This window comes from Capnocytophaga sp. oral taxon 335 str. F0486 (genome assembly GCF_000277665.1).
Taxonomy (GTDB): domain Bacteria; phylum Bacteroidota; class Bacteroidia; order Flavobacteriales; family Flavobacteriaceae; genus Capnocytophaga; species Capnocytophaga ochracea.
The window spans coordinates 137,397-162,365 of record NZ_AKFR01000023.1 but is presented as its reverse complement, the minus strand read 5'-3'; the positions used below and the strand labels follow the sequence as shown (position 1 = coordinate 162,365).

The 24,969-nt window shown below is 39.9% G+C and carries 20 protein-coding genes; 7 read left to right on the top strand and 13 right to left on the bottom strand.

Annotation, left to right across the window (positions count from 1 at the left end; translation table 11 throughout):
* Positions 1-373: 373 nt before the first annotated feature.
* Positions 374-712 carry a hypothetical protein gene (locus HMPREF1320_RS05240; RefSeq protein WP_009417609.1) on the top strand — a complete coding sequence of 113 codons (339 nt, stop codon included), beginning with the start codon at positions 374-376 and terminating at the stop codon, positions 710-712.
* A 236-nt stretch (positions 713-948) separates the two neighbouring features.
* On the opposite strand, the gene purL is transcribed toward HMPREF1320_RS05240, so the two are convergent.
* The 13 genes from purL to HMPREF1320_RS05175 all read right to left on the bottom strand — a co-directional run bounded on the left by purL (position 949) and on the right by HMPREF1320_RS05175 (position 19,725).
* Positions 949-4,617 carry a phosphoribosylformylglycinamidine synthase gene (gene purL / locus HMPREF1320_RS05235; protein ID WP_009417679.1) on the bottom strand — a complete coding sequence of 1,223 codons (3,669 nt, stop codon included), beginning with the start codon at positions 4,615-4,617 and terminating at the stop codon, positions 949-951.
* 43 nt (positions 4,618-4,660) lie between these two features.
* Positions 4,661-5,458: a Fic family protein gene (locus tag HMPREF1320_RS05230; RefSeq protein WP_009417651.1), complete on the bottom strand. Its 798-nt coding sequence runs from the start codon at positions 5,456-5,458 to the stop codon at positions 4,661-4,663.
* Positions 5,459-5,981: 523 nt separating this feature from the next.
* On the bottom strand, positions 5,982-7,772 hold the full coding sequence (gene uvrC / locus HMPREF1320_RS05225; RefSeq protein WP_009417711.1) for an excinuclease ABC subunit UvrC: 1,791 nt from the start codon (positions 7,770-7,772) through the stop codon (positions 5,982-5,984).
* A gap of 98 nt (positions 7,773-7,870) precedes the next feature.
* Positions 7,871-9,238: an OmpA family protein gene (locus HMPREF1320_RS05220; protein WP_009417644.1), complete on the bottom strand. Its 1,368-nt coding sequence runs from the start codon at positions 9,236-9,238 to the stop codon at positions 7,871-7,873.
* 204 nt (positions 9,239-9,442) lie between these two features.
* A complete protein-coding gene (gene glgP / locus HMPREF1320_RS05215) occupies positions 9,443-13,684 on the bottom strand; it encodes an alpha-glucan family phosphorylase (protein ID WP_009417676.1) in 4,242 nt (1,413 codons plus the stop codon).
* A 491-nt stretch (positions 13,685-14,175) separates the two neighbouring features.
* Positions 14,176-14,502 (bottom strand): type II toxin-antitoxin system RelE/ParE family toxin, encoded by a 327-nt coding sequence (locus HMPREF1320_RS05210; protein ID WP_002675218.1) that lies wholly within the window; start codon positions 14,500-14,502, stop codon positions 14,176-14,178.
* On the bottom strand, positions 14,487-14,789 hold the full coding sequence (locus HMPREF1320_RS05205; protein ID WP_034554183.1) for a hypothetical protein: 303 nt from the start codon (positions 14,787-14,789) through the stop codon (positions 14,487-14,489). The genes HMPREF1320_RS05210 and HMPREF1320_RS05205 overlap by 16 nt, the downstream gene beginning before the upstream one ends.
* A gap of 145 nt (positions 14,790-14,934) precedes the next feature.
* Complete coding sequence (locus HMPREF1320_RS05200; RefSeq protein WP_009417702.1) at positions 14,935-15,999, bottom strand: membrane protein; 1,065 nt, start codon at positions 15,997-15,999, stop codon at positions 14,935-14,937.
* Between the two features lie 14 nt (positions 16,000-16,013).
* Complete coding sequence (locus tag HMPREF1320_RS05195; protein WP_009417656.1) at positions 16,014-16,700, bottom strand: anti-sigma-K factor RskA; 687 nt, start codon at positions 16,698-16,700, stop codon at positions 16,014-16,016.
* On the bottom strand, positions 16,687-17,244 hold the full coding sequence (locus tag HMPREF1320_RS05190) for an RNA polymerase sigma factor (RefSeq protein ID WP_009417693.1): 558 nt from the start codon (positions 17,242-17,244) through the stop codon (positions 16,687-16,689). Before HMPREF1320_RS05190 ends, HMPREF1320_RS05195 begins: the two co-directional genes overlap by 14 nt.
* An 87-nt stretch (positions 17,245-17,331) precedes the next feature.
* A complete protein-coding gene (locus HMPREF1320_RS05185; RefSeq protein ID WP_009417629.1) occupies positions 17,332-17,799 on the bottom strand; it encodes a DUF192 domain-containing protein in 468 nt (155 codons plus the stop codon).
* 105 nt (positions 17,800-17,904) lie between these two features.
* Entirely contained in the window at positions 17,905-18,726 is an 822-nt protein-coding gene (locus HMPREF1320_RS05180; protein WP_009417666.1) for a carboxypeptidase-like regulatory domain-containing protein, read from the bottom strand.
* Between the two features lie 6 nt (positions 18,727-18,732).
* Entirely contained in the window at positions 18,733-19,725 is a 993-nt protein-coding gene (locus tag HMPREF1320_RS05175; RefSeq protein ID WP_009417627.1) for an outer membrane beta-barrel protein, read from the bottom strand.
* A 170-nt stretch (positions 19,726-19,895) separates the two neighbouring features.
* Between HMPREF1320_RS05175 and HMPREF1320_RS05170 the strand changes: the two genes are divergently transcribed.
* The 6 genes from HMPREF1320_RS05170 (at position 19,896) to HMPREF1320_RS11525 (ending at position 24,969) form a co-directional block, all read left to right on the top strand.
* Entirely contained in the window at positions 19,896-20,858 is a 963-nt protein-coding gene (locus HMPREF1320_RS05170; RefSeq protein WP_009417669.1) for a transporter, read from the top strand.
* 296 nt (positions 20,859-21,154) lie between these two features.
* Positions 21,155-21,724 (top strand): hypothetical protein, encoded by a 570-nt coding sequence (locus HMPREF1320_RS05165; protein ID WP_009417657.1) that lies wholly within the window; start codon positions 21,155-21,157, stop codon positions 21,722-21,724.
* A 186-nt stretch (positions 21,725-21,910) separates the two neighbouring features.
* On the top strand, positions 21,911-22,915 hold the full coding sequence (locus HMPREF1320_RS05160; RefSeq protein ID WP_009417694.1) for an MBL fold metallo-hydrolase: 1,005 nt from the start codon (positions 21,911-21,913) through the stop codon (positions 22,913-22,915).
* A 149-nt stretch (positions 22,916-23,064) separates the two neighbouring features.
* On the top strand, positions 23,065-23,409 hold the full coding sequence (locus tag HMPREF1320_RS05155; protein ID WP_002666814.1) for a YciI family protein: 345 nt from the start codon (positions 23,065-23,067) through the stop codon (positions 23,407-23,409).
* A gap of 1 nt (position 23,410) precedes the next feature.
* The gene (locus HMPREF1320_RS05150; RefSeq protein ID WP_009417658.1) at positions 23,411-24,631 is read left to right on the top strand and encodes an RNA polymerase sigma factor; all 1,221 of its coding nucleotides are present in this window, start codon (positions 23,411-23,413) and stop codon (positions 24,629-24,631) included.
* Between the two features lie 167 nt (positions 24,632-24,798).
* A complete protein-coding gene (locus HMPREF1320_RS11525; protein WP_009417712.1) occupies positions 24,799-24,969 on the top strand; it encodes a hypothetical protein in 171 nt (56 codons plus the stop codon).

Below are 24,969 nucleotides of genomic sequence, written 5' to 3'. Positions count from 1 at the left end.
CATTTATATACCCTTTCTATACCAATCGTCCAAGATTCGTATAAGCTTCCTATAAGCTCTCTATAAGCTAAGCATACTCATTTTACCTTTCATCTTTTACCTTTTACCTAACTTACCTCCTTCGAACTTCTTCGTTATCTTCCGGAAGTTCAAATTCATTTTTGATATCTCAAAGTTTTTCTGATATTTTCTAAGTCTCTTTGAGATTCCTCAAGTCTAAAATTTAAAAATCTTCTTGCTTTTCAGGAAAGAATCAGTATCTTTGTAAAAAGAAATAATAGAATTATGAGTATTGCAGTATGAACACAGAATCCAAATATTCAGTTTATAACCGACCGATAGTATGGGAAACTAAAAAATAGTTTAAGACATAATGAACACCTTACTTTTTACCTCTGAAGAAATAGACCTCAACCCTCGCGCATATTGGGGAGAGCTTTTGCAAATAGCTTTTGTAAATAAGAAGCAATATTTTTGTATAAGTAGATTAGCTTGTGAAGAAGAACTTTATTTTGAATACAATGAGCAAACTCATTATATTTATGCCTTGTGCCAAGATGTAGTGTTTGAATTGAAAGCCAATGCCTTGCATATTCATATCACAAAGAAGCTAAAAGGTAATTGCCCTTTCAGTACTATTACAATACAATTACCTTCTTTTTCTGTTGATTTAGAAGAAGTGTTACAAGAATTAAAAAAGAAAGTCCGATAAAAGAATTATCGGACTTCTTCATTAACCAACCAAAACTTTAAATTATGAAAACTATTATTTGAAGTTTACAATGAGCTACCACCCTCATTGCGACGCAAAGGTACGAATAAAACAGTACCTGTCAAGCGTATTTTTAAGTTTAACAAAAGTTTAATATAAAAGGGGCTCCATAAGCCCCTTTTTAGCGTAAATTTAATACTTGCGCACTTATTTTTTTAAGATTTTATTTACCATTTTTATTTGGCATTACGTGCTTCAATCCACTTGCGGGCATTGATAAACGCCTCTAACCAAGGGCTAACCGCTGTTTTTTCACCTGGATAGTATGCCCATTGCCAAGGGAAAACTGAACGCTCTATGTGAGGCATCGTTACCAAATGGCGCCCTGTTTTGTCGCATAACATAGCCGTGTTGTAATCAGAGCCATTAGGGTTAGCAGGGTACTCCTGATAAGCGTATTTACCTACGATATTATATTCGGTTTCTGCCAATGGCAAGTGGAATTTCCCTTCGCCGTGCGAAATCCATACCCCTAAGGTACTACCTGCAAGGGTGGAGAGCATCACCGAATTGTTTTCAGGAATGGTTACTGATACAAAGCCACTTTCGTGCTTGCCACTATCGTTATGCCACATCTTGCCGTGCTCTGCGTGCTCAGGGTTGATGACTTCTAACTCCATAAACAACTGACAACCATTGCAGATGCCTACTGAAAGGGTATCGGGGCGAGCAAAGAAGTTGTCTAACGCTTTTTTAGCTTGCTCGTTGTAGAGTAAAGCTCCTGCCCAACCTTTGGCACTGCCTAATACATCGGAGTTAGAGAAACCGCCCACAGCCCCTATAAATTGTACATCTTCTAAGGTTTCACGTCCGCTGATAAGGTCGGTGGTATGCACGTCTTTCACATCAAAGCCTGCTAAGTATAGGGCATTTGCCATTTCGCGCTCGGAGTTACTACCCTTTTCGCGTATCACTGCCGCTATAGGGCGTTTGCCTGCGGGGCGTATGGGTTTTTCGCCCGTGAAATGCGCTGGGAAAGTGTATTGTAAAGGCTGTTCGGAGTAGTTTTGATAACGCTCAGTCGCCTTGTCATTTTTCGTTTGTTGTTTGTCTAACAGGTAAGAAGTGAGATACCACACATCGCGCAATTCGGGGATGTTGAAATGGTACGATTTTCCGAAATGGTGAATAGTAAGTTCTTGTGAAGTAGTTACTTCGCCTATATTAGCCCATTCTAAGAAGTTTTCTTCCAAAGTAGCTTCAATGCTGCTATCGGCTTGAATTACTACCCCTGCGTTTTCGGCAAAAAGGGTTTTGATAAGGTCTTCATCGGCTGAAAGTCCGCTCAAATCGATGGTCGCTCCTAAGTCGTTTTCGGCAAAACACATCTCTAAAAGCGTTGTGATAAGTCCGCCACTACCAATGTCGTGTCCTGCTTGTATTTTTCCTTCTTTTATCAGTGATTGTAATACGTTGAAAGCTATTTTAAAGCCTTCGGCATCTTTTACAGTAGGAGCTTTGTCGCCTATTTTGTTTAATACTTGGGCAAAAGCCGAACCCCCTAATTCAAAATGAGCGCCTGAGAAGTTGATATAATAAATGTTGCCTCCATTGCGTTTGAATATAGGTTCAACTACTTTTTGCACATCAGTACAATGGGCAGCCGCCGAAATAATCACCGTACCTGGGGCAATCACATCACCACCGTCGGGGTATTTTTGTTTCATTGATAGGGAATCTTTACCAGTAGGGATATTGATACCCAATTCAATCGCAAAATTAGAAGCGGCTTCTACAGCTTCGTACAAACGCGCATCTTCTCCTTTATTACGGCACGCCCACATCCAGTTGGCGGATAGCGATACACTTTGCAAGCCGTCTTTTAGTGGCGCCCAAACGATGTTAGTCAGTGCTTCGGCAATAGCATTGCGACTGCCTGCATTAGGGCTGATGAGTGCCGTAAGAGGTGAATGACCTATGCTGGTAGCGATTCCTTCTTTGCCATTGTAATCCAAAGCCATCACCCCTACGTTGTTCAAAGGGAGTTGTAGTGCGCCTGCACATTGTTGTTTGGCGACTTTGCCCCCTACACAACGGTCTACCTTATTAGTAAGCCAGTCTTTACAAGCCACACTTTCTAATTGCAGTACTTGTACCAAATAGTTCTGTAACTGACTTGCATAGTAGTGTAACTCTTCGTAATTAGTAACTACTGTTTCATCGGTCATTACAGTTTTTGGCGAACTGCCAAAGAGCGCGCTGAGGTCTAAATCCATTGGGCGGGTACCTTTCTTTGCAGAAGCAATGCTAAAATGCTTGTCGTTGGTAACTACGCCCACCTCGTACATAGGCGCACGCTCGCGGTCGGCAATGGTTTTTAGTTTGGCAATAGCCGAATTGGGCAATACCAATCCCATACGCTCTTGTGATTCGTTACCTATAATTTCCTTGTCTGATAGGGTAGGGTCGCCTACGGGCAGTTGGTCTAAGTCGATTTTACCACCGGTTTCTTCTATGAGTTCTGAAAGGCAGTTGAGGTGTCCGCCAGCCCCGTGGTCGTGTATAGAAACGATAGGGTTCTCGTCCGATTCTACCATTGCGCGAATCGCGTTGGCAGCGCGTTTTTGCATCTCGGGGTTAGAACGCTGTACGGCATTGAGCTCGATACCTGCGCCAAAAGCGCCAGTATTGGCAGATGATACGGCAGCACCTCCCATACCGATGCGGTAGTTTTCACCGCCTAAGATAACGATTTTATCGCCTTCCTTGGGAGTGTGCTTTATGGCTTGTGAGGCTTTGGCATACCCCACGCCTCCTGCTTGCATAATCACCTTATCGAAGCCTAATTTGCGTCCGCCTTCTTCGTGTTCAAAGGTAAAGAGTGAACCAGTAATGAGCGGTTGCCCGAATTTATTACCAAAATCACTTGCCCCGTTGGAGGCTTTGATGAGGATATCCATTGGCGTTTGGTACAACCATTGGCGTTCTGCCATTCCTTTTTCCCAAGGGCGGTCTTCTTCTAATCGGGGGTAAGCCGTCATATACACCGCTGTACCTGCCAAAGGCAAAGAACCTTGTCCGCCCGCGAGACGGTCGCGTATTTCACCTCCCGAACCTGTAGCCGCCCCGTTGAAAGGCTCTACCGTAGTGGGGAAGTTGTGGGTTTCGGCTTTGAGTGAGAGTACTGCCTCAAAAGGTTTTACCTCGTAGAAATCGGGTTTATCGGCACTTTTGGGTGCGAACTGGTCGACGGTAGCCCCTTTGATGAAAGCTACATTGTCCTTATAAGCCGAAACAATGCTATTAGGGTGTTCTTGTGAAGTCTTTTTAATGAGTTTGAAGAGGGTAGAAGGTTTTTCCTCACCATTGATAACAAAAGTGCCGTTGAAGATTTTATGGCGACAGTGTTCGGAGTTGATTTGCGAGAAGCCAAACACTTCCGAGTCGGTGAGTTTGCGCCCCAATTGTTGAGAGAGATTTTCTAAATAGGCAACTTCTTCGCCGCTTAGCGCAAGTCCTTCTTGCTGGTTATACGCTTCAATATCATCGATTTCGAGTGTTGTTTGCGGTTGAATGTCGATAGTAAAACTATCTTGGGTAAGACCGTTGTATCGCTCAAAGAGCATAGGGTCGAAAGGGGTATTAGGGTCGGTTACCTCGTGAAACTCCTCGATACGGGTAATCCCGTGAATGTCCATATTTTGGGTAATTTCCACCGCATTGGTACTCCAAGGGGTAATCATCGCCGCACGAGGTCCGATGAAAGTACCGCTAAGGGTAGGGGAGGAGAGTTGCTGGGCATTGCCAAACAGCCATTTCAGTTTGTTGAGGTCAGTCTCAGTAAGGGCAACTTCGGTAGCTACCACATAAATAGTGTTTTTGGGGTTTTTAAAGAAAAGAAGCATTATTATCCAATTAACGATTAGCAATTAACAATTAATAATTCAGTTATTGAGTAGTATTTTTCAAAAAGTTAGGTAGCATTAGTAAGAAAGGTATGCTGTTATTATAATTCAGTTTTTCGTAAAAGAACCCTAACAGAGCTATATTCTTGTAGTAAGTTTCACGCTGTTCCCAATAATTGATTTCAGAGGGTATAAACCAAGCATTTTCACCTATTTTTTCAGCTAAGAACCATTTTTCGAGCAAGCGCGCTGTACGCCCGTTACCATCGTCAAAAGGGTGTATCTTTACTAAAAATAAGTGTAATAATGAGGCACAGAAGAACGTTTCTTGTACAGATAATGTTCGTTTTATGAGCTCTTCTAAGAAATTACAAAAAGCGTCAAACTCACTTTTCACTTCTTCCTTAGCGCAGGCTTCATAGATAACGATTCCTTTTGCTACATCGCGTATAATCATATCCGAAGTACGCACTTTTCCTTGTGAACTGGCGGTTAGCAAATTCTTTGTAATAATTTTATGTGCTTTCAGTAAGTTAGCAACAGTAAGGGGAGAGTTCTGAGCAAAAGTGTAGGCAGCAAACACATCATTAGGTTTTTCAACTAAGTTTTTTTGATAAATTACTCCATTTAATTTATGTTTCAAATAGCTATCGATGTCTAATACTTCTCCTTCAATTTTCGAAGAAGCCATAGAAGAAACAGCCGTATAGAACTGAAAACTCTCCTTTGTAAGAGGTATTTCTTTTATTTTTGAGAGAAATAGAGGAATGTTTACCTCTATCTTTTTTTTGTAGAGCTCAAATAATTTATCTGTGATACTAATTGCTTCAGAGACTTTCATAGTTATTCATTCTTTCCCTTTATCCGCTACTTTATCATATAATAATAGAGGTTTCTTTTTCAGTGCTTTGCGTTGTGTTGGTGCTGTTGTTGCAAGCTACCATTGCCATTGCCAAAAGGGTTACCATACTTAGTTTTTTCATAGGGGCTTTTTCTAAGATGAAACTTGCGACAAAGATACAAAATAATTATGAATAATATATTAAAAACTTTCTAATTAAAAGAATAAATTATTTTTATAGCAAAAGTACTCATTATACACCTCTAAGAACCCAGATTTGTACCACTGTTCTTCGTCTTTTGTTCGTCTTTTGTTCGTCTTTTCTTCGTCTTTTGTTCCTTCATTTTTTATCTGCCCGTGTGGCTCGCACCGTCTTTTGTTCGTCTTAGCTCTGGATAACGTTTGATTATAAAGCTATTACAGCTGAGCTGTTTACTGTTTTCGCCATAGATTATTTCTATAATAGAACTTGCTCTAAAGGTATGAAACAAATTGTAATTAGCAACAGATAAAGCCTTCGTTTTTATTTATGACTCTGGAAATATTCATATACTTTCTTACCTCTAAAACCTACTACTTGGGTAAGCTCCTCTAAAGTAGCTTCTCTTACGCGCTTTACCGATTTAAAATGTTGCAAGAGTGTTTCTTTAGTCTTTTCTCCTATGCCCTCTACTCCATCAAGCTCCGATACAATAGCCGATTTACTCCTCTTTTGCCGGTGGAAGGTAATCCCAAAACGGTGAGCTTCATCACGTAACTGCTGTATCACTCGCAAGGTTTCCGAACGCTTGTCTAAATACAATGGAATACTATCCTCAGGGAAATATATTTCTTCCAAACGCTTCGCAATACCTATAATAGCTATCTTTCCGCGCAGTTCTAATTGCTCTAAGGCTTTTAATGCCGAAGACAATTGTCCCTTCCCGCCGTCTATTACAATCAGTTGTGGCAGAGGTTGCTCCTCGTCCAACAATCTTCGATAACGTCTATACACGGCTTCTTCCATCGAGGCAAAATCGTTAGGCCCTTCTACGGTTTTCACGTTAAAATGACGATAATCTTTCTTGCTCGGCTTCGCATTCTTAAATACTACACACGCCGATACGGGATTTGTACCCTGAATATTCGAGTTGTCAAAGCACTCTATATGTACCGGTGGGACAGAAAGGTGCAAGTCGCGTTGCATCTGGGTGAGAATACGGTTCGTATGGTGTTCGGGGTCTACTATTTTCTCCTGTTTGAATCTATCTTGACGGAAGTGTTTGGCATTGCGCATCGATAGGTCTAAGAGTTGTTTTTTCTCACCTGCCTTAGGAATGGTCGCTTGTAGTCCTTCTGAAAGAGTAACCTCAAAAGGCACAATAATCTCTTTGGAATTAGAGAAGAAACGTTCACGAATATCAATAATAGCGTATTCCAAGAGCTCTCTATCGGTTTCTTCCAATTTCTTTTTAATCTCCAAAGTATGAGCTCTCACAATCGCTCCGTAGGCTACTTGTAGGAAATTTACATAGCCGTACTCTTCGTCCGAAACGATAGAAAATACATCTACATTGCTAATTTTACTACTTACGATGGTCGATTTTGCCTGATAGTTCTCTAAACTCTGTATCTTTTGCTTGATGAGATGTGCCTCTTCAAATCGCATTTCCGAAGCCAGTGCCATCATCTCCTCCTTAAACTGATGTAATGCATCTTTGAAATTCCCTTTGAGGATTTCTACAATCTGCTGAATATTCTGGTTGTAATCTGCTTCGTTTTGGTATCCTTCACAAGGCCCTTTACAATTTTTCAGATGATATTCCAAGCACACTTTAAACTTGTGGTTAGCGATGTTTTGCGGAGATAAATCGTAATTACAATTGCGCAAAGCGAAGAGCTCTTTTATCAAATCTAAAAGTGTGTGTACAGTTTTCATACTGGTATAAGGGCCAAAGTACAACGAACCGTCTTTTACTACCCTACGCGTAGAGAACACACGTGGGAAACGCTCTTTCTTCACACATATCCACGGATAGCTCTTGTCGTCTTTTAGGAGAATGTTATAGCGCGGTTGGTATTTCTTGATAAGGTTGTTTTCGAGTAGTAATGCATCACTCTCGGTAGCTACAACTATGTGTTCTATACGCACAATTTTCCTCACCAAAATACGTGTTTTGGCATTGTCGTGTTCCTTTTGAAAATAAGAAGAAACGCGCTTTTTCAAATTGACGGCTTTCCCTACATAAATAAGCGTGTCCGTAGCATCGTAAAACTGATAGACACCAGGATTAGTAGGTAAGGTTTGCAATTGAATTTCGATAGAAGGAAACATAAACAATTAGTGATTAATAACTGACAATTAATAATTAAAAAGAGGTTGTCCTTACGGGCAACCTCTTTTTATGTGTAACAAAAGGGTTAGAGAAACAACTATTTTACTAAGTTGATTTCAACACGACGGTTGAGCTCTCTACCTTTCTTAGTTTTGTTAGAAGCGATTGGTTTATCAGGACCGAAACCTTTTGCAGTCAAACGACCTTCATCGATACCTTTTTCAATCAAATAAGCTTTAACAGAGTAAGCTCTATCTTCTGATAATTTTTGGTTCTTATCTCTCTTACCACTGATATCAGTGTAACCCTCAATAGAGAATTTAGCGTTCTTGTATTGGTTCAATACGTCAACGATTTGGTTCAATACAGTTGCTGATTGAGGTTTGATAGTAGCTTTGTTTACGTCAAACAAGATAGTGCGTGCAAAGTCGTTCAATTTCTTTTGAACTTCTTGAGTTACTTCAGGGCAACCATTGTTAGAAGCAGGTCCAGGTACATCTACGCATTCGTCGTCTTTGTCAAGTACACCATCGCCATCGGTATCAGGCCAAGGGCAACCGTTGTTTTCTTTAGGACCAGCTACGTCTTTACATTGGTCTACGTTATCTGGCACACCATCACCATCGGTATCAGGGCAACCGTTAAATTCAGCTGGACCAGCTTCATCTGGACAAGCGTCATCTTTATCAGCGATACCATCATTGTCTCTGTCTGGGCAACCTTTCAATTCTGGTTTACCAGCTTCATCAGGACAAGCGTCGTCTTTATCAGCTACACCGTCATTATCACGGTCTGGACAACCTTTCAATTCTGGTTTACCTGGTTCATCAGGACAAAGGTCATCTTTGTCAGCTACACCATCTTTATCGCGGTCTTTTTTACCAAATTTAATGGTAATACCGGCAGCGTGTTGGAAGTAATCCTCTTTTGAATCAGATTGGAAAGTAGGGTGGTAAGCTGTCTGCAAGTTAATACCGATGTTTTCGGTAAACCAAAAGTTTACACCACCACCACCTAAGGCGCGGAATTTACCTTCGTTGTCAATAGCGGCATAACCACCACCTACTTGTAAGAATGGGTCAAACCATTTTACTTTCTCTTTGTTCCAAAGAGATTTAAAGTGGTATTGCAACGCTAAGTCTGCAGACCAGAAAGAAAAATCTACTTTTTCTCCGTCTTTAACATAACCGAATCCTTTTTCGATTTTGTTTAAAGAACCTGATAATTCAGCAGAAAAACCAGCTCCGATATATCTACCTACTGAAAGACGAGAAACTGCTGGAAGGATATTGATATCGCTTGGACCTCCCCAGTCTTTCATTAATTCCCCGAATGCATCAGGGGTACGAATATCAACGGAGTTCACTCCAAATCCTATTTGCCAAGGACTGTCTTCATCTTGTGCTTGAACTGCCACTGAAAAAGTAGCAACTAAAGCAAATAAAGTTACTTTGATTTTCTTCATACTTAAAAAATGAATTTTGATTACTATTTTAATTTTGGTGCAAATATAAGTATTATTTTAATACAAAATCATTTTAGAGATATTTTTTTATTAATTTTAACATTTCTTATTCTTTTTAATCTCTCCAAAATAGAGGTTTTTTAACCTTTATATATTTGCTTATTTTCTTCGTATATACTTTAAAATGAAATACTTATTTATTTGTTACAACCATTTTACCAAAGCGAAATCTTGGCGGTGTGGCAATAAATTATTTTTTGGGAAAATTCTTATTGCTAAGTGCAAAGCACCTGGATATTCTGAGGCAATTTCCAATTGATAGGTAGCTTTGTTTCCTTCTTGAGCCACTACCGTAAACTCACTTGTCGAGAGTACTTTAAACTTATCGTCTTTATGTTGGGCTACTACCAATTCTACTCCTACGTCTTCAGGGCGTAATTCTCCTAATTCTAAGGTAATTTCACCTTTGTATATTTTGCCAATAGAAATGAGTTGCTCATTGCGATTAGGCACTTTAAAGCTCACTACCTTTATGTTATCCCATTCTTGAGTTACTTTGCGTTTCCAGTTCGAAAGTTCAATAGCGATTGCAAAGTGATTGTCTTTAATCTTGGTTACGCGCTCAGTCATTGGGTAATAGTATTGCTTTTCGTAATCAGTGAGCATACGAGTAGTGGTAAAGTTTACCGCCACTTTGGCAATGGTATTCTTAATGAGCGCACACCAGCGCGATGAGATACCATCTTTATTCTTATCATAGAATATAGGAGCTATCTCGTCTTCAATAATGTTGTAAATCGTCTCTGCATCCATTTCGTCTTGATACTGCTGGTTTTCGTAGGAGCGTTCCATAGGGAGAGCCCAACCGGCATCTTCCCGATAACCTTCTACCCACCAACCATCAAGTACGCTGAAGTGCATTACCCCGTTCATCGCAGCTTTTTCTCCACTGGTTCCTGAGGCTTCTAGCGGACGTGTAGGGGTATTCATCCATACATCTACCCCTTGTACCATATGGCGCGCGAGCTCCATATCGTAGTTAGGAACGAATAATATCTTGCCTAAGAACTGTGGTAATTTCGAGATTTCCACAATATTCTTAATCAAATCCTGTCCTGCTTTATCGGCAGGGTGGGCTTTACCGGCAAAGATGAACTGTACAGGACGCTCAGGATTGTTCACTATTTTATCCAAACGCTCTATATTGGTAAAGAGCAAATGAGCGCGTTTGTAGGTCGCAAAACGACGTGCAAAACCAATGGTAAGGATATCTTCGCGTAAGTTCTCTTTGATTTCCACTAACTGACGTGGAGAGAAATAAGGGGTGTTCTTCTCTAAACGTAGCTTTTGTTCTACACGGCGCAATAGCTTAGAACGAAGAGCCGTTTTGATTTCCCACACGCGTTGGTCAGATACCTTATAGATGCCCTCAAAGCTCTTAGGGTCGTAGTGGTGTGTTTTGTAGTCTTTGCCAAACACCTCGTTTTCTACTTCTTTCCACAAGCCAGCTGTCCACGTAGGTTGGTGTACCCCATTGGTTACATAGCTAATGTGAAGTTCTTCGGGCATATAACCTGGCCACAAGTCTTTGAGGATTTCTTTACTTACCTCACCGTGTAGCCAGCTCACACCGTTTACTTCTTGCGAAAGGTTCGCTGCGAGGTTACTCATCGAGAATTTCTCGTGTGGGTTTTGCAAGTTTATTTTACCTAAAGCGAGTATTTGTTCCCAATTCACGTGCAATATGTCGGCATAATTTCCTAAATAAGAGCGTAATAGCCCTTCTTCAAAAGCATCGTGACCTGCGGGTACTGGGGTGTGAGTAGTAAAGAGTGACGAAGCGCGCACCACTTCCATCGCTTCCGAGAAAGTAAGGTTCTCGTTTTGTATATACTCGCTGAGGCGTTCCAAACCTATAAAGGCAGCGTGCCCTTCGTTGCAGTGGTAAATATCACTGTCGATACCTAGCTTGCGCAACATCTTAATACCTCCTAAACCTAATAACATTTCTTGTTTAAGACGGTTTTCCCAGTCGCCTCCATATAAGTGGTGGGTGATAGAACGGTCGTCTTCGCGGTTGTTCTCAAAGTCGGTGTCGAGAAGATAAAGCTCTATACGACCTACGTCCACACGCCATACACGTGCATATAGGGTTCTGCCTGGTAAATCTATTGATATAATCAACCATTTTCCACTCTCATCTGTTACAGGCGTTACAGGTATCTTCGAGAAATCTTGTGCTTCGTAGTCAGCTTCTTGGTTACCTGCTGAAGATAGTTTTTGAGTGAAATAACCATAGCGGTATAACAACCCTACCCCAGTGATTTTGGTTGCCTTGTCGCTGGCTTCTTTTAGGTAATCGCCTGCCAAGATACCCAAACCTCCTGAATAAATCTTCAAGGAAGAATGTAAGCCGTATTCCATACTAAAATAAGAGATAGACGGACTTACCATCTCCGATTTCTTAGCCATATAGGCTTGGAAATCACCATATACTTTCGAAAGATTGCGCATAAATACCGCATCTTGCTCCAATTCTTTATAACGAGTAAGTGAGATGCTGTCCAGCAAGGCAATAGGGTTCTTACGCACTTCTATCCATTGGGCTTTATCGATGTATTTAAAAACTTCGTAAGCCTCGTCATTCCAGCACCACCAAAGGTTTTTAGCGAGTTCTTCGAGCGGTTGCAAGGCTTCTGGAATTGCACGGTGGATAATCACACTGCGCCAGTTAGGCGTGTTCACCACCTTCGATTTCTCTAAATATGCCACTCCATCAGTTTCTACCGGAGGCAGACTCTCCACTCTGTCCTCTATATTTTCAAGAGTGAGTTCATAACATTTTATGTAGTATTGTACTAAGTTCTTCCACAGAGCGATTTCTGATACTTTACCTGCTGTTTCTCGAAGCTCTTGGAAGTCTTGTTCTTTCCTGTCTAATAAATTCTGAATATTCTTAGCAATCGCGCCTACTACCTCACCGTAGTTGCTATCGGTGCGCGGTACTACTTCTATCGCTTTTTGTTTTTCGGGGTAATAATCGTTCACCCACTTTCCAAAACCTGCCAAAGTAGTGGTAATAGTAGGTACTTTAAAAGCCAAACTTTCAAGTGGTGTATAGCCCCAAGGTTCGTAGTACGATGGGAAAGCGGTGCCGTCCAACCCGATGAGCAAGTCGTAATAAGAAAGGTTGAACACCCCGTCGTTGCCATTGAGATAACTTGGACAGAAAATCACTTTCACCTTATCTTCCTTCCTATTGAAGAGCTGTTGCTCATAAATACGAGTCATTATCGCATCGTGATACACATCAGGGAGAATATGGGTAAGGTGCTTTTGTTCGTTTTCGGTAGTTTGCTGAGGGTTGTGCAAATTGTTTAGCAATCCTTGGTTAGGCGCATCGTGAGCTGTAGGAATTAAGATGTAAGCCAAAAGCTCTTTCTTGTTATTAGAATTCCGATTCAGTGCTCCCAAGGCATCAATAAAGGCATCGATACCCTTGTTGCGGAACTCATATCTACCGCTGATAGCTACAATTTTGGTATCCTTGCTAATAGGTTGGGTTACCAAAGCCTGTGCCACGCTGATAAGACGCTGTTTAGCTTCTGCGCGCTTCTTATCAAAATCTTTTTCAGCTGGTACTATGGCGTCGTTGAAGCCATTAGGCGTGATGATATCAGTTTTTCTACTGAGGAAGTGCAACGCTTCTTGGGCAGTAATTTCGCTTACCGTAGTGAAGCAGTCGGCTACTTTGGTAGTTTCTTTTTCGAGGAAGTGCTTGTGTTGTACCCCAAACCGATAGGCCATTTCTTCGGGTTTGTAGTTCTTCATATCGTTGTAGAGCGGATAACCATTGCCGGCAATCGCACGACCTACTACGGTAGCGTGAGTAGTGAATACCGAACCTATTTTAGGCATTTCTTCTTCCAAATAGAGTAGCGCACTACCGGTCATCCATTCGTGGAAATGGCAAATCACGTTTTCGCGTGAAGCAGTGTTGAACTTCACAAAGCTCTCAATCACCTTCCCTACTGCATAACCAAAAAGCACCGACTCCACGTAATCCCACGGACTATTGTAAGAATCGAGCTTGTAATTATCCCAATAATAACGCAAAATCTCGTTTTTGGCACTTACATAATGAGAGAAATCTACCAGAATTACTATGGGGTTGCCTTCTATTTTCCAATTCCCCACACGCACGCGCAAGCCCTCAGAAGCTGCTTTAGCACGCCACGATTTGAAGAGTTCGGGGTTTTCTACAAATTCTTTATTTTCGTTGTGTTGCCAAATATCGGGACCAATCAGAATATATTTCCTTCTGAATTGTTTCGCAATACTCGGAGCTTTCGTGGTAATCACCGTGTGAATACCTCCTACTTTGTTACATACTTCCCAACTGGTTTCAAACACATAGTCGGGATTAATTTTCTTTGTATTACTCATTATATTTAGTGTTTAGTCGTTAGTTGTCAATTTTTAGATGTTTTAAGTATCATTAGTTTCAAACAATACCATTTCTCAATCGCTTTCCCCTCATTTCAGTTCCCCTTATAATATTATCTTCTTCATCTGTTATTCGTCATTCGTCAATCGTCACTCGTCATTTCTTCCTTTTTTCGTCATACTCCTCCCTAGTGCCTAAGGCCTATTCCTCTTTCTTTCGTCTCGAAACCCCGTTTTTTACATTTTTAGCACTGTTGTATTGTATTATGAGTCAATCACTTATATACCCTTTCTATACCAATCGTCCAAGATTCGTATAAGCTTCCTATAAGCTCCCTATAAGCTAAGTACACCCTTCCAATACCCTTTTTTCATCAAAAATCCTTTCACACCACTTCTGAAATCCTCCGTTATCTTTCGCTCTCCCGACTCTTCCCCTGTCCACCGTACTACGGTTACTTATACGGCTCGTACTGTCGTCGTACTACGACTTATTTGTCAAAATAATGCCCTAACAATCGGGAAACAAGTACTGTTTTCTCATCTTCAAAAACTTCATACACTACTCTATCCTTTTTGCTTAACTCTCTGCTCCAAATCTCATTATTAGGGAAATGTTTTAATTTCTCAGCAGAAGCAAACCCATTACTATCCATAGGATTAATCGCTATTTCTGCAAAAATCCTCTCTAAGCGTTTCTTTACAGAGGGTAACCCATTTTTCTTTATCTCTTTTAGTTGTTTTAAAGCCTCTTGAGTTAATTCAATTGTATAGGTTGAGCTTGAGCTTTCTTCAGTTTCAGTTAAAGATTTTCCCATATATCAAACGGGTTTATTTGGGTAGTTTTACCCGCTTTATATTCCGCTCTTGCGTCTCTTACAAGATTTTCTAAGTTGGTAATACTTTCTTCTTTATCCTGATAGTTAGCTGAGGCATATTCATTGTTTTCTTCTAAATCAGTCGCATTATGAAACCTCTCTTTAAGCTTTTTTGAAATCCACAACTTATAACCAGCAGACTCCTCGGCACTCATCGTCTCGAGTGCCTCCATAAGCTTCTGTTTATCTTGAGTGTCTATGTCTTTTTCTTCTAAGATTGTATTCATATTTTTATCATTTAAAAAGGCTACTTTTTATACCAAACAAAAAAAGTACCTTTACAAGCAACGTTGCAAAGGTACAAAGTTTTTTTTGATTATAATACTATTTTTAGGAAAATAAATTTCAGCTAAGAGATATAAAACAAATCTTTTAATCTCCAAAACGTATCCCTATAGAAAAAGGATACTCGTTTACAGGATTGTTGCGGAAAAGAGGAGCGAGGCTATATCGAGCGTAAAGCACACAACTTTTATATCCTAAATGCGCCGAAAGTCCATATACCCAAGGACTGATATTTAAGTCCTCTCTTATAACATTTTTATGAATAGAACCATCGTCATATCTTATTTTCTGACTGTTGCCTATGGATACCCCTACATAACCCCCAAAACCTACTCTGAAACTGTCGTGAACAGGGTAAATGGTTACTCCGTTCTTAGTTTTAGGAGGTGTAAAATCAAATTCGAAGTCCACAGGCACGATGAGGTAATTGGTGCGCAATTTCGATTTGTTAAGTTTATTAGCAGTATACTCCACCGATTTTGTTACGCCGTTTTCTCTTACAAAGTACTCGCTCTCTTTGAATTTAAGCCCGTCGTGCATCCAGGCAATTCCATAGTTGATATGCAACAAATTATTCGTTTTAAGCAAGCGAAACCCTGATGTAAAGCCCAATTCAAACGATTTAGAACCTAAGGGTTTAAAACGATTGTCACCAAAGCCATTGCTACTGTTTAGGTTGTGAAACCCTATTGCCATATAAAGCCCTATTTCGTCTAAGGCACGATTGGTATTCACTTTTTTCTCTTCCTTCTTGCGGAAAATATTTTCTAATTCTTCCATTGCGCGCTTATACGCATCCGATTTAGCTGTGGTAAGCGTATTGGTTTGGGTTTCTGTGGAAGCTGATGTCGCTCCTTCACGTATGAGTTTCGCTAAATGTTCGGCTTCAGCAGCCGTCTTTTCTTTAATATTCTTCTCGGTAGTAGCCGTGAGCTCTTCTTTCATCTGCTGACTCAGTTCTTCACTGATTTTCTTCTCTTTGAGCAACTGATTTACGGCTGAAAGTTTCTTTTTGAGCGTTTCTTTTTCTGCAAATACAATAGAGTCTATCGTGTATTTCGATTTTTTGATAGCTTCTTTGGAATGGTCTTGTGCGAAGGTGACGCTTGTCGCCAACAAGCAAATCACCCATAAAAAATGTAATGTTCTCATTTTGATATTTATTTTTAGTCTTTATTGTTTAAAACAACGCGTGTTCCTACTTCTTTTAATAGCCTTTCAGCTAATAGTTTTACCCTGTTTCTAAGCAAGTCCCTTTCAATGTTGTTAAAAGTAGCATCTTGCTCGTATTTTTGATTTACATATTGGTTGAGTTGAGCTTGAGTAGTAGCGATAAGAGCTAAATCTTCTGCCGATAGTTGCTGTAAATCCCCTGTTATTTGCTTTTCCATCTGTTTTGTAATTCTGGTTTCAATAGCATCGGCAGTGTACTGGGCAAAAAGAGTATCTACCTCGTTGATATCGAGGAGGGCAGGAGAAACTATGGAACTCTTAGCAGCTGGCAAAGCTCTAAGAGTCCTGTGGACTATGGGAACTTTGGGAGTCTCGGTTATCGTAGTAGGAGTGAAAGTAGTACCAACAGATGATACGTTTTCTTTTTCTGTGGTTACAACTACTACTTTCTGCGATTGATATTCAGGGCTTGTATTGGTTTGTTGCTGTTGTAACAAATACCCTATCCCGAGGCACAATAGCAAGCAGGCAGCTATGGCGTAATACCACACTTTTCGGCTTTTGTGCTTTGCTTGTTGGGCTTCACTTTCGGCTAATTGCGCCTCTAACTGTTCCCATAGAGTAGGCGAGGGGTTGATTTTCCGATACCTAAATAGGCGTTGTATGCTATCTTTCCACATTTTTTAAGCTCTTTTTTTTATAGTTTGTAACGTATTGTTGTAAAAGTTTTTTGGCATAAGCCAATTGCGATTTAGAAGTGCCTTCACTAATACCTAACTTCTCTGCTATCTGCTTGTGAGATTCATTTTCAAACACATAAAGATTGAAGATGGTACGACAGGCAGAAGGAAGTTTATCTATAAAGGCTTGTATCTGCTCATCGTTAAAAGATTCATTATCTAAATCACTCTCGTCGATAGTGTCGTAAGTATCGCTCCAATCGGTGAAGGATAGCTTTTGGGCTTTGCTTTTGAGAAAATCTATACATTCATTTACAGTAATCCTGCGTATCCACGCATAGAAGTGCTCTTGTTCTTCATATTTAGAGAGACTGGTAAATATCTTGAAGAAGGCTTTCAGTAGGGCATCTTCGGCGAATTGCAAATCACTAATGTACAGCCTGCACACACTCAGCAAAGCAGGAGCGTACTGGTCGTACAACTGCTTTTGCGCTAAGCGGTCGTTGCGCTGAGCTTTCTCGATGAGACGATGGTCGATTTGCATTTTTCTTTAAATGATGAATGATTTATTCTTTTTAAGGTTCAAATTAAGTACGATGTAGAAAAACAGGAGATTGTTCAACTTCATCGGTTACGGCAGTTTGATTGTACAGCCCTTTCCTATGTTGTTTTTTTTAAACCATCCTTGAGGCACTTCAAGAGCATAACGCACAGGTTCCGATGAGTCCACACTTTGATGGCTAAACGGTGTCATATCGCGTGTTTCGCGAATTTCGCCATTCGAGTTAATGAACGCAATAGAAAGGGGAGTAGGCGTATCTTTCATCCAAAAGCTTAACTTTTCGTCTCTTTTAAAGATAAAAAGCATACCCGTTCCTTCGGGAATATTCTCACGCCCCATATAGCCTTTTGACATCTCTCGTATGGAGCGAGCAAGCTCAACTCTTATGGGAATGGTCTTGCCGTCAAGATTTGTAATGGTCAAGTCCCTCTCTTCAAACTCAAGCGTGAGAGCTGAACAAGCGCTAAAAACAAGGTAGCACAATGGGATAACTCCCATCAGCAATAGTTTGGCAGATGTAAATATTTTCTTTTTCATAAGTCCTCCAATTTGCCCTTATAAACGAAGAAAAAATAAAAAGGTTGGAAAATAGTTAGAAAATTTGCTAATTAGCAAATTATTTAACTTTGGCAAAGTTGCCCTTTATTGTTTGATAATGTCGTAGCCTTTTACAGTAAAGGGAATTCCGAAGCCTCCATTCACTTGCCTGATTGTATTATCAGGGAAGCGTAACCAGCACTTGTTGGTAGTGGCGTTGAAGGTAATAGTAGCATCATCTTTACCTCTCACTTCCACAAACTGTACACCTACCCACATTTCGCCTTTGGGTACTAATACTGATAGCTTATGAGTGAAAGTTTGTGGGTTATCAGAAGGGAATAAATGAATGTAAATAGGTTCTTTGATAAGCGGAGTGAAGTTTTTGTGCTCCTTATCGGTTTGGTACACTACTACGCGCAAGACTGCCATATAAAAGGTACTTTTCCTAATCTCAATACTGAACTCGGTAAGCTGAGTGTCGTTAGAAAGCGAAATGAAATCGCCTAATTCTGAGAGGACGCCGCCGTGTTGCTGAAAATACTGTTTCATTTCGCCGTAAAGAGTAAAAGGGGTAGTTACTCCTTTACTTTTTACATAGCGTATTTTAGGTGTTTTCATTGTTAGGGTAGTAGTGGGAAGGTTAATTACTGCTTCGGTGAGTTGCACTTCTTTTTTGATATCACGATAAGCTAATACTTTATGTTGATAGCTCAAATGTGAAAAATAAATGCTATCAGTGGGCTTTGCCCCGAGCTTTTCAAGCGAAAAGTAACCATTTTCATCGCTAATAATACCTTTATTGGTACCTACTATGCCTATATTTACGTATTCAACAGACTCGTGATGCTTGTTTACCACCCTTTGTTGAGCAAAACAAGGGAGCGCAAAAAGTATCAGATGGAAAAAGAGGAAACGTTTTGCCATATTCTACTAAAATTTTATACCTATTGAAAAAGGGTGTATATTGTTAGGGCTATTTTCGAATAAGGGAGCTAAACTGTATTTAGCATAAATCGAAAACCATTTGTTGCCCACTTGAGCTGATAGTCCGTAGGTGAATTTATTTACTTTCAAACCATTGCGAAGAAATAGTTTTAAATGGTCGTCTCCCTCAGTGTATTTTATCTTTTGGTTTACATCGATGAGTGCGCCAAAGTAAGCGCCTCCTCCTATATGTATTTTTGACTTAAAATTCTTTTGTAATTCAATAGGCAAGATGAGGTAATTAACACGCAGTTTAGCTCGGTCTAAAGGCTTAGAAAAAGGTACTAATTTTGTGTCGCCATTTTCTGAAATGAGATAATTATTACCTTTTATGTTCAGTCTATTGCTTTGCCACACTAAGCCGTAATTGAGGGAAAGTTGTTTCTTTTTATACAATTGAGAGGTAAAAGCAAGTCCTAATTCTGTATTTAAATAGGGGTTAAAGTAAGTTTTATCATTGGTTACAGACTGTAATCCGATAGCCAAATGAATAGCTACTGTAACTCCGTGTTTATTTTCATTATATTTATTGGGCAATGAATCTAACTGTTGAACAGTTTGTATATAGTTTTCTTTTGGCTCAGTAGATATAAGACTATCGAGCGTTGCGTTTTTTTGCAGGGTGTCCATACTGAGTTCAGTAGCCTTTTGCTGGATAAGAGCAGATAGGCGTAAGCCTTCTTTATAGGTTTTCTGTTTAGTGCTCAGTTCGCCTGCTTCCTTAATTTCTTTGAGTATTTTTGCACTTTGCTCTTTGGTAATCTTACCCTCTTTTAGCAACTGCTGAACGGCTGCTTCTTTCTTGTAAAGAAGTAGTTTTTCGGTAGCTACTATAGAATCGATAGTATACTTAGATTGCAATATTTCTTTTTCAAAAGGATTTTGAGCCAAAAGAGCTGATACTGAAAGAAAAGCAATAAGTGATAAAAGCTGTTTCATAGAAATGTCTTAATTTGTTCATTAACAATTGGTATATTGAGGGCAAAGATAGGGAGAAATCAGTAAATTGACAAATTAGAAATTTTAAATACGAGTTGTACAAGCAGTTTGATTAGCAAATTATTTGTACTTTTGTAGCCTTAAATCATTAGCTCATCGGTAAATTTAAAATGCTTACACTCATTCGTTTTATAAAGAATTGGACACTGCCTATTTCTATGGGCATAGGCGCTTTGGTATATCTCATATTTTACTACGTGCCTGCATTGGATGCTCTCTCACAAAAACTTGCTCCTACGTTCGACACTATACTGCCTCTGTTTATGTTCCTGATACTGTACGTTACTTTCTGCAAGGTAAACTTTAAGAAGTTGTTGCCCGTGAGATGGCACTTTTGGGCAAGTCTCTTCCAAATCGTTTTGGTAGCAGCGATTGTAGGGGTGATTCTTTATTTTCGGATTGGAGGCAAGGAGTTGATACTCTTGGAGAGCATTCTTGCTTGTGTGATAGCCCCTTGTGCCGCGGCTGCAGCCGTAGTAACCTTAAAACTTGGGGGCAATTTGGAACAGATGACCACCTACACTTTCCTCTCTAATCTGCTTTGCGCCCTACTGATTCCGATTTGTTTTCCGCTGATAGAACCTGCATCGGAGTTTACTTTTTGGACTGCTTTCTCGCTCATAATGCAGAAAGTGTGTTTGGTGTTGGTTGTGCCTATGCTCTTAGCACTACTTACTAAGAGTGTACCACAACTTCACCGCTTTCACCAATGGCTGATAAACATTCCTGACCTCTCCTTCTACCTTTGGGGTTGTTCACTGATGATTGTTACCGGTACGACTCTTAAAAATATTTTCCACGCACAATCGGGGATAGGTTTTTTATTGCTCATTGCTTTTTTGGGGTTACTATTATGCCTAATGCAATACGCTATTGGACGGTATATAGGTCGGTTTTTTGAAGCTTCGATTGAGGCAGGACAAGCCTTAGGGCAAAAAAATACGGCTTTTGCCATTTGGATAGCTACCACCTACCTGCACCCTCTTTCCACCGTAGGTCCTGGTTGTTATATTTTGTGGCAGAACATTATTAACTCAGTAGAAATTTGGAAAAGAGGAAAGTATAAGGCTTAACCCTTTGAAATAAGGTTAAGTAAACGTCTTATAAAAATGAAATTTCGTATATTTACTTATTGAAACCATACAGAGAACTTTATTGCTATCTACACCGAAGCTATACCGAACCCACAGTGGCTCTACAGTGGGTCTACAGTGGGTCTACAGTGGCTCTACAGTGGGTCTACAGTGGCTCTACACCGAACGATAAACAGTCTTAAACCGGAGAGCAGATGGGCACATTTGCTAATTCAGAAAATGTTTTATAATTTTGCAGTACTAATTAACAAATAGATAAATTAACTAATAAACCTATGGCTAAAATAAAAGACAACTTAGCAATGCAAGGCATCTCGGGGAAACTCGGCAACCAAGTAGTATATCGCAGAGTAGGCGATAAGATTATTGTTGTTGCAAAACCCCGCCGAAAGCCTACTACTCACCCTACTCTCATCTCGCAAAATAACCGATTTAGGCTTGCTAGCACCTATGCCAAAAACGCTTTGCAAGACCCTGTTCTGAAAGACTTATATACGGCAGAAGCTAAACGACGTGGTGTTATCAACGCTTATAATATGGCAGTGTCCGACTATCTTAAAGCTCCTGAAATTAGGCACATCGACGCCGAAGCCTATACAGGTACCCAAAAAGGAGAGCTTATAACCATTGAAGTAAGTGATAATTTTAAGGTTATTCAGGTGAAAGTAACGATATCGCACGGTGAGAGAACCGTTGAAGAAGGCAATGCCATACTTACCGCTGACATTTGGCAATACGCTACTACCGCCCTAAACCCTGCCCTTTTAGGTAGTAAGATAGTAGTTACAGCCCTCGATAGACCCAATAATAGAGTTACCAAAGAGAAATTTTTAGGTAAAAGGTAAGGATTGGAAATTAGCAGATTAGGGAATTAGAGAATTAGGGAATTAGCAAATGAGAAAAAGAAATCCCCGTATGCAAACAGCCTGTGTGGCTCGCACCACGGGGATTTTTGTAAACTATCAATGGTTAATTGTCAATTATTTTATATCTTTGTGTCATCAATAAATAAAGTAAAGCTAATCGATATTATGAATAGACGTAAATTCTTTCAAACCACTGCCCTCAGTGGGGGACTTTTAGCAGTTCCGTCACTAATGAGTTTCTTACCTGAAAAAACTACTGACAGCAATGTTGTAGCAACAGGATGTAGCCTTAAAATTACATTGGGAGATTTGGAGCTCTTTCTCCTATCTGATGGATATATGAATGTCACTCCTCCTCAATCTATCTTTGCCCCTCAAATACCTAAAAAGGACTTTGTAAATCAGATGCAAAAGCTGTATCTCGACCCCGAACTGATGCAGATGTCGGTGAATATATTGCTTATAAAATCGGCTAATAAGTATATTTTGATTGATGCTGGTAATGGAAAGCATTCTGGAAAAACCAATATAGGAAGACTCCCCGAAAATCTCATAAGGATAGGTGTTTCTCCTTCTGATATTACTGATGTATTTATCACTCACGCTCACGGCGACCATATTGGGGGACTTACCACTCCCGATGGCAAACTTACTTTCCCTAATGCGCAATGTTATATCAACAAAAAGGAATACGACTTTTGGCTATCACCTAATCCCGATTTTTCTAAAACTAAATATAAGAGAACGCCCCAGCAGTTAGAACAATACTTAAACTATTCGCGCAATATTCTCAAAGCTCTTGGCAATCATCTGCACTTCTTCAGCGCAGGTGATACTCTTTTTGGGATATTAAAAACTGAGTTAGCCGAAGGACATACGCCGGGACACACGCTTGTAACTATCATCTCAGAGGGACGTTCGTTAAAGCACTTAGCCGATACGGTTCACTCGCCTTTGCTCATTGCTAAACCCGATTGGGGTGTGTTGTGGGATACTGATTATCAGCAAGGTATTCACACACGCCTACGCGTACTCGAAAACTGCTACAAAGAGCATACGCTTATTCTTGCAGGGCATTTACCTTTCCCTGGTTTGGGATATATAGGCAAAGAGAAGGACTACCGATGGGTACCTTTTTCTTATGCTTCTCCTGAAGATGTAATCATTTAACGAGAACATATTACAAATAAAATCCTCGTATGCAAACAGCCTATGTAGCTCGCATCACGGGGAGTTTTTTATTTGTTAATTTTTACTATCTTTGTCCCCATAGAGGAAATTCAATCGTTATAGGGGTATAATATTAAATTTAAAAATGTATGAAAGATTTTGTATTAATTTTTCGTTTGAACAACATCGCTGATTTCAAACCTACTCCCGAGCAAATGCAAGAACGTATGAACTGGCTTGCAGGTATCGCTTCACAAAACAAATTAGCCGACAAAGGCAATACCCTTTTGCCTATCGCTGGTAGTGCCAAAACTATCAAAGCCGATAAGGTTGTAACCGATGGACCTTTTACCGAAATTAAAGAGTTTATCAGTGGCTATGTGGTAGTAAAAGCTGAAAACATTGATGAAGCAGTGGAAATGGCTAAAGCCAACCCTATTTTTGAACAAGTAGGTGGCAGTATTGAAGTACGTGAAGTGCTAAAAAGAGATTAAAATGCCTCACTCACAACTTTTATCCGATTTGTTTCGAAAAGAATACGCTAAAATGGTGGCAGTGTTATGTCGCCATTTTGGCTTTTCTCATTTGGAGATTGCTGAAGATATTGCGAGTGATACTTTCTTAAAAGCCTATGAATTATGGGAAATACAGCCCTTGCCTGCTAACCCTACTGCATGGCTTTACACTGTCGCTAAAAACAAAGCTAGGGACTATGAAAAACACGTAGCTATATTTGAAGATAAAGTAAAAAAGACACTTACACCTACTGAGAAAAGCGAAGAACTTACCTTTGAAACTTCTGAAATAAACGACAGTCAGTTAGAAATGCTTTTCAATATATGTGACCCTTCTATTTCTGTAGAATCACAAATAAGTTTGGCTTTGCAAATACTCTGTGGTTTTACAGTAGAAGAGATTGCCAATGCCCTACTCACCAATACTGAAACTATAAAAAAACGACTTCTTAGGGCTAAAAACAAGCTTAGAGAGCATCATTTTCAAATCAAAACCGTAAGCCCATCCGATATACAAGCCCGATTAGAAACTGTACTGCGCTGTTTGTACTTATTTTTCAATGAAGGCTATTTTTCCGAAACTAACAATCAGTTTATACGAAAGGAGTTCTGCAAAGAAGCCTTACGTCTTACGCTCTTACTTGCCGAGCACCCTCAAACTGATACACCACAAGTGAATGCTCTTTTATCGCTGATGTGTTTCCAAAGTTCCAGACTTGAAGCTCGTATCAATACCACAGGTGAAAACACCCTTTATGAACAACAAGATAAAAGCAAATGGGACAAAGAACTCATACACAGAGGCAACTATTACTTAGTAAAAGCCTGCGAAGACTCTCAAATCTCTAAATATCACTTAGAAGCTGGTATTGCCTATTGGCATACTACCCCTACCGATGAAAATAAGTGGGAGTATATTCTCCGCCTATATAACCAACTCATTATCATTGAATATTCTTCTGTAATAGCCTTAAACAGGACTTTTGCTTACGGCAAGGTGTACGGCAAAGAAAAAGCTATTGTAGAAGCTGAAAAATTAGGACTACAAGACAATCGTTACTACCACGAGTTATTAGGATATTTGTATACTGATATCAATAACCAAAAAGCAATTGCTCACTACCAAAAAGCGATTGCTCTTTCTAAATCGGCTAACGAGCGAGCAACACTGCAAAAACAGATAGAACAATTAGTGAAATAAGATTTAAAGAACTCAAAATGCACATCTTTGGGGATTACTCAAAAAAGACGGAAAATGAAACGGTGTCAAATTATCACCAGTTAAAATTAGATGCCACTGATGGTGGAATGGGTGGCTGATACAAAAGCTACAAATTTAGTAGGTTAAGTAAAAAATAATATGTACTTTTGCATATTATACCGTTTAAAGGTAGCCACAGGCTACCTTTAAATGCAAAAAAAGCTGGGATAGCCACCGCAGCAGTAAAGAAACAATTACACCAAATGACCCACAAAGGCTATATACAGCGCAAAGAAACAGATGGTTCATTGCACATCTTTGCCACTACCTCAATATAA

Coding starts and splice junctions, on each gene's coding strand:
- HMPREF1320_RS05240 (WP_009417609.1), top strand. CDS start 374: ATGAACACCTTACTTTTTACCTCTGAAGAAATAGACCTCAACCCTCGC.
- purL (WP_009417679.1), bottom strand. CDS start 4,617: ATGCTTCTTTTCTTTAAAAACCCCAAAAACACTATTTATGTGGTAGCT.
- HMPREF1320_RS05230 (WP_009417651.1), bottom strand. CDS start 5,458: ATGAAAGTCTCTGAAGCAATTAGTATCACAGATAAATTATTTGAGCTC.
- uvrC (WP_009417711.1), bottom strand. CDS start 7,772: ATGTTTCCTTCTATCGAAATTCAATTGCAAACCTTACCTACTAATCCT.
- HMPREF1320_RS05220 (WP_009417644.1), bottom strand. CDS start 9,238: ATGAAGAAAATCAAAGTAACTTTATTTGCTTTAGTTGCTACTTTTTCA.
- glgP (WP_009417676.1), bottom strand. CDS start 13,684: ATGAGTAATACAAAGAAAATTAATCCCGACTATGTGTTTGAAACCAGT.
- HMPREF1320_RS05210 (WP_002675218.1), bottom strand. CDS start 14,502: ATGGGAAAATCTTTAACTGAAACTGAAGAAAGCTCAAGCTCAACCTAT.
- HMPREF1320_RS05205 (WP_034554183.1), bottom strand. CDS start 14,789: ATGAATACAATCTTAGAAGAAAAAGACATAGACACTCAAGATAAACAG.
- HMPREF1320_RS05200 (WP_009417702.1), bottom strand. CDS start 15,999: ATGAGAACATTACATTTTTTATGGGTGATTTGCTTGTTGGCGACAAGC.
- HMPREF1320_RS05195 (WP_009417656.1), bottom strand. CDS start 16,700: ATGTGGAAAGATAGCATACAACGCCTATTTAGGTATCGGAAAATCAAC.
- HMPREF1320_RS05190 (WP_009417693.1), bottom strand. CDS start 17,244: ATGCAAATCGACCATCGTCTCATCGAGAAAGCTCAGCGCAACGACCGC.
- HMPREF1320_RS05185 (WP_009417629.1), bottom strand. CDS start 17,799: ATGAAAAAGAAAATATTTACATCTGCCAAACTATTGCTGATGGGAGTT.
- HMPREF1320_RS05180 (WP_009417666.1), bottom strand. CDS start 18,726: ATGGCAAAACGTTTCCTCTTTTTCCATCTGATACTTTTTGCGCTCCCT.
- HMPREF1320_RS05175 (WP_009417627.1), bottom strand. CDS start 19,725: ATGAAACAGCTTTTATCACTTATTGCTTTTCTTTCAGTATCAGCTCTT.
- HMPREF1320_RS05170 (WP_009417669.1), top strand. CDS start 19,896: ATGCTTACACTCATTCGTTTTATAAAGAATTGGACACTGCCTATTTCT.
- HMPREF1320_RS05165 (WP_009417657.1), top strand. CDS start 21,155: ATGGCTAAAATAAAAGACAACTTAGCAATGCAAGGCATCTCGGGGAAA.
- HMPREF1320_RS05160 (WP_009417694.1), top strand. CDS start 21,911: ATGAATAGACGTAAATTCTTTCAAACCACTGCCCTCAGTGGGGGACTT.
- HMPREF1320_RS05155 (WP_002666814.1), top strand. CDS start 23,065: ATGAAAGATTTTGTATTAATTTTTCGTTTGAACAACATCGCTGATTTC.
- HMPREF1320_RS05150 (WP_009417658.1), top strand. CDS start 23,411: ATGCCTCACTCACAACTTTTATCCGATTTGTTTCGAAAAGAATACGCT.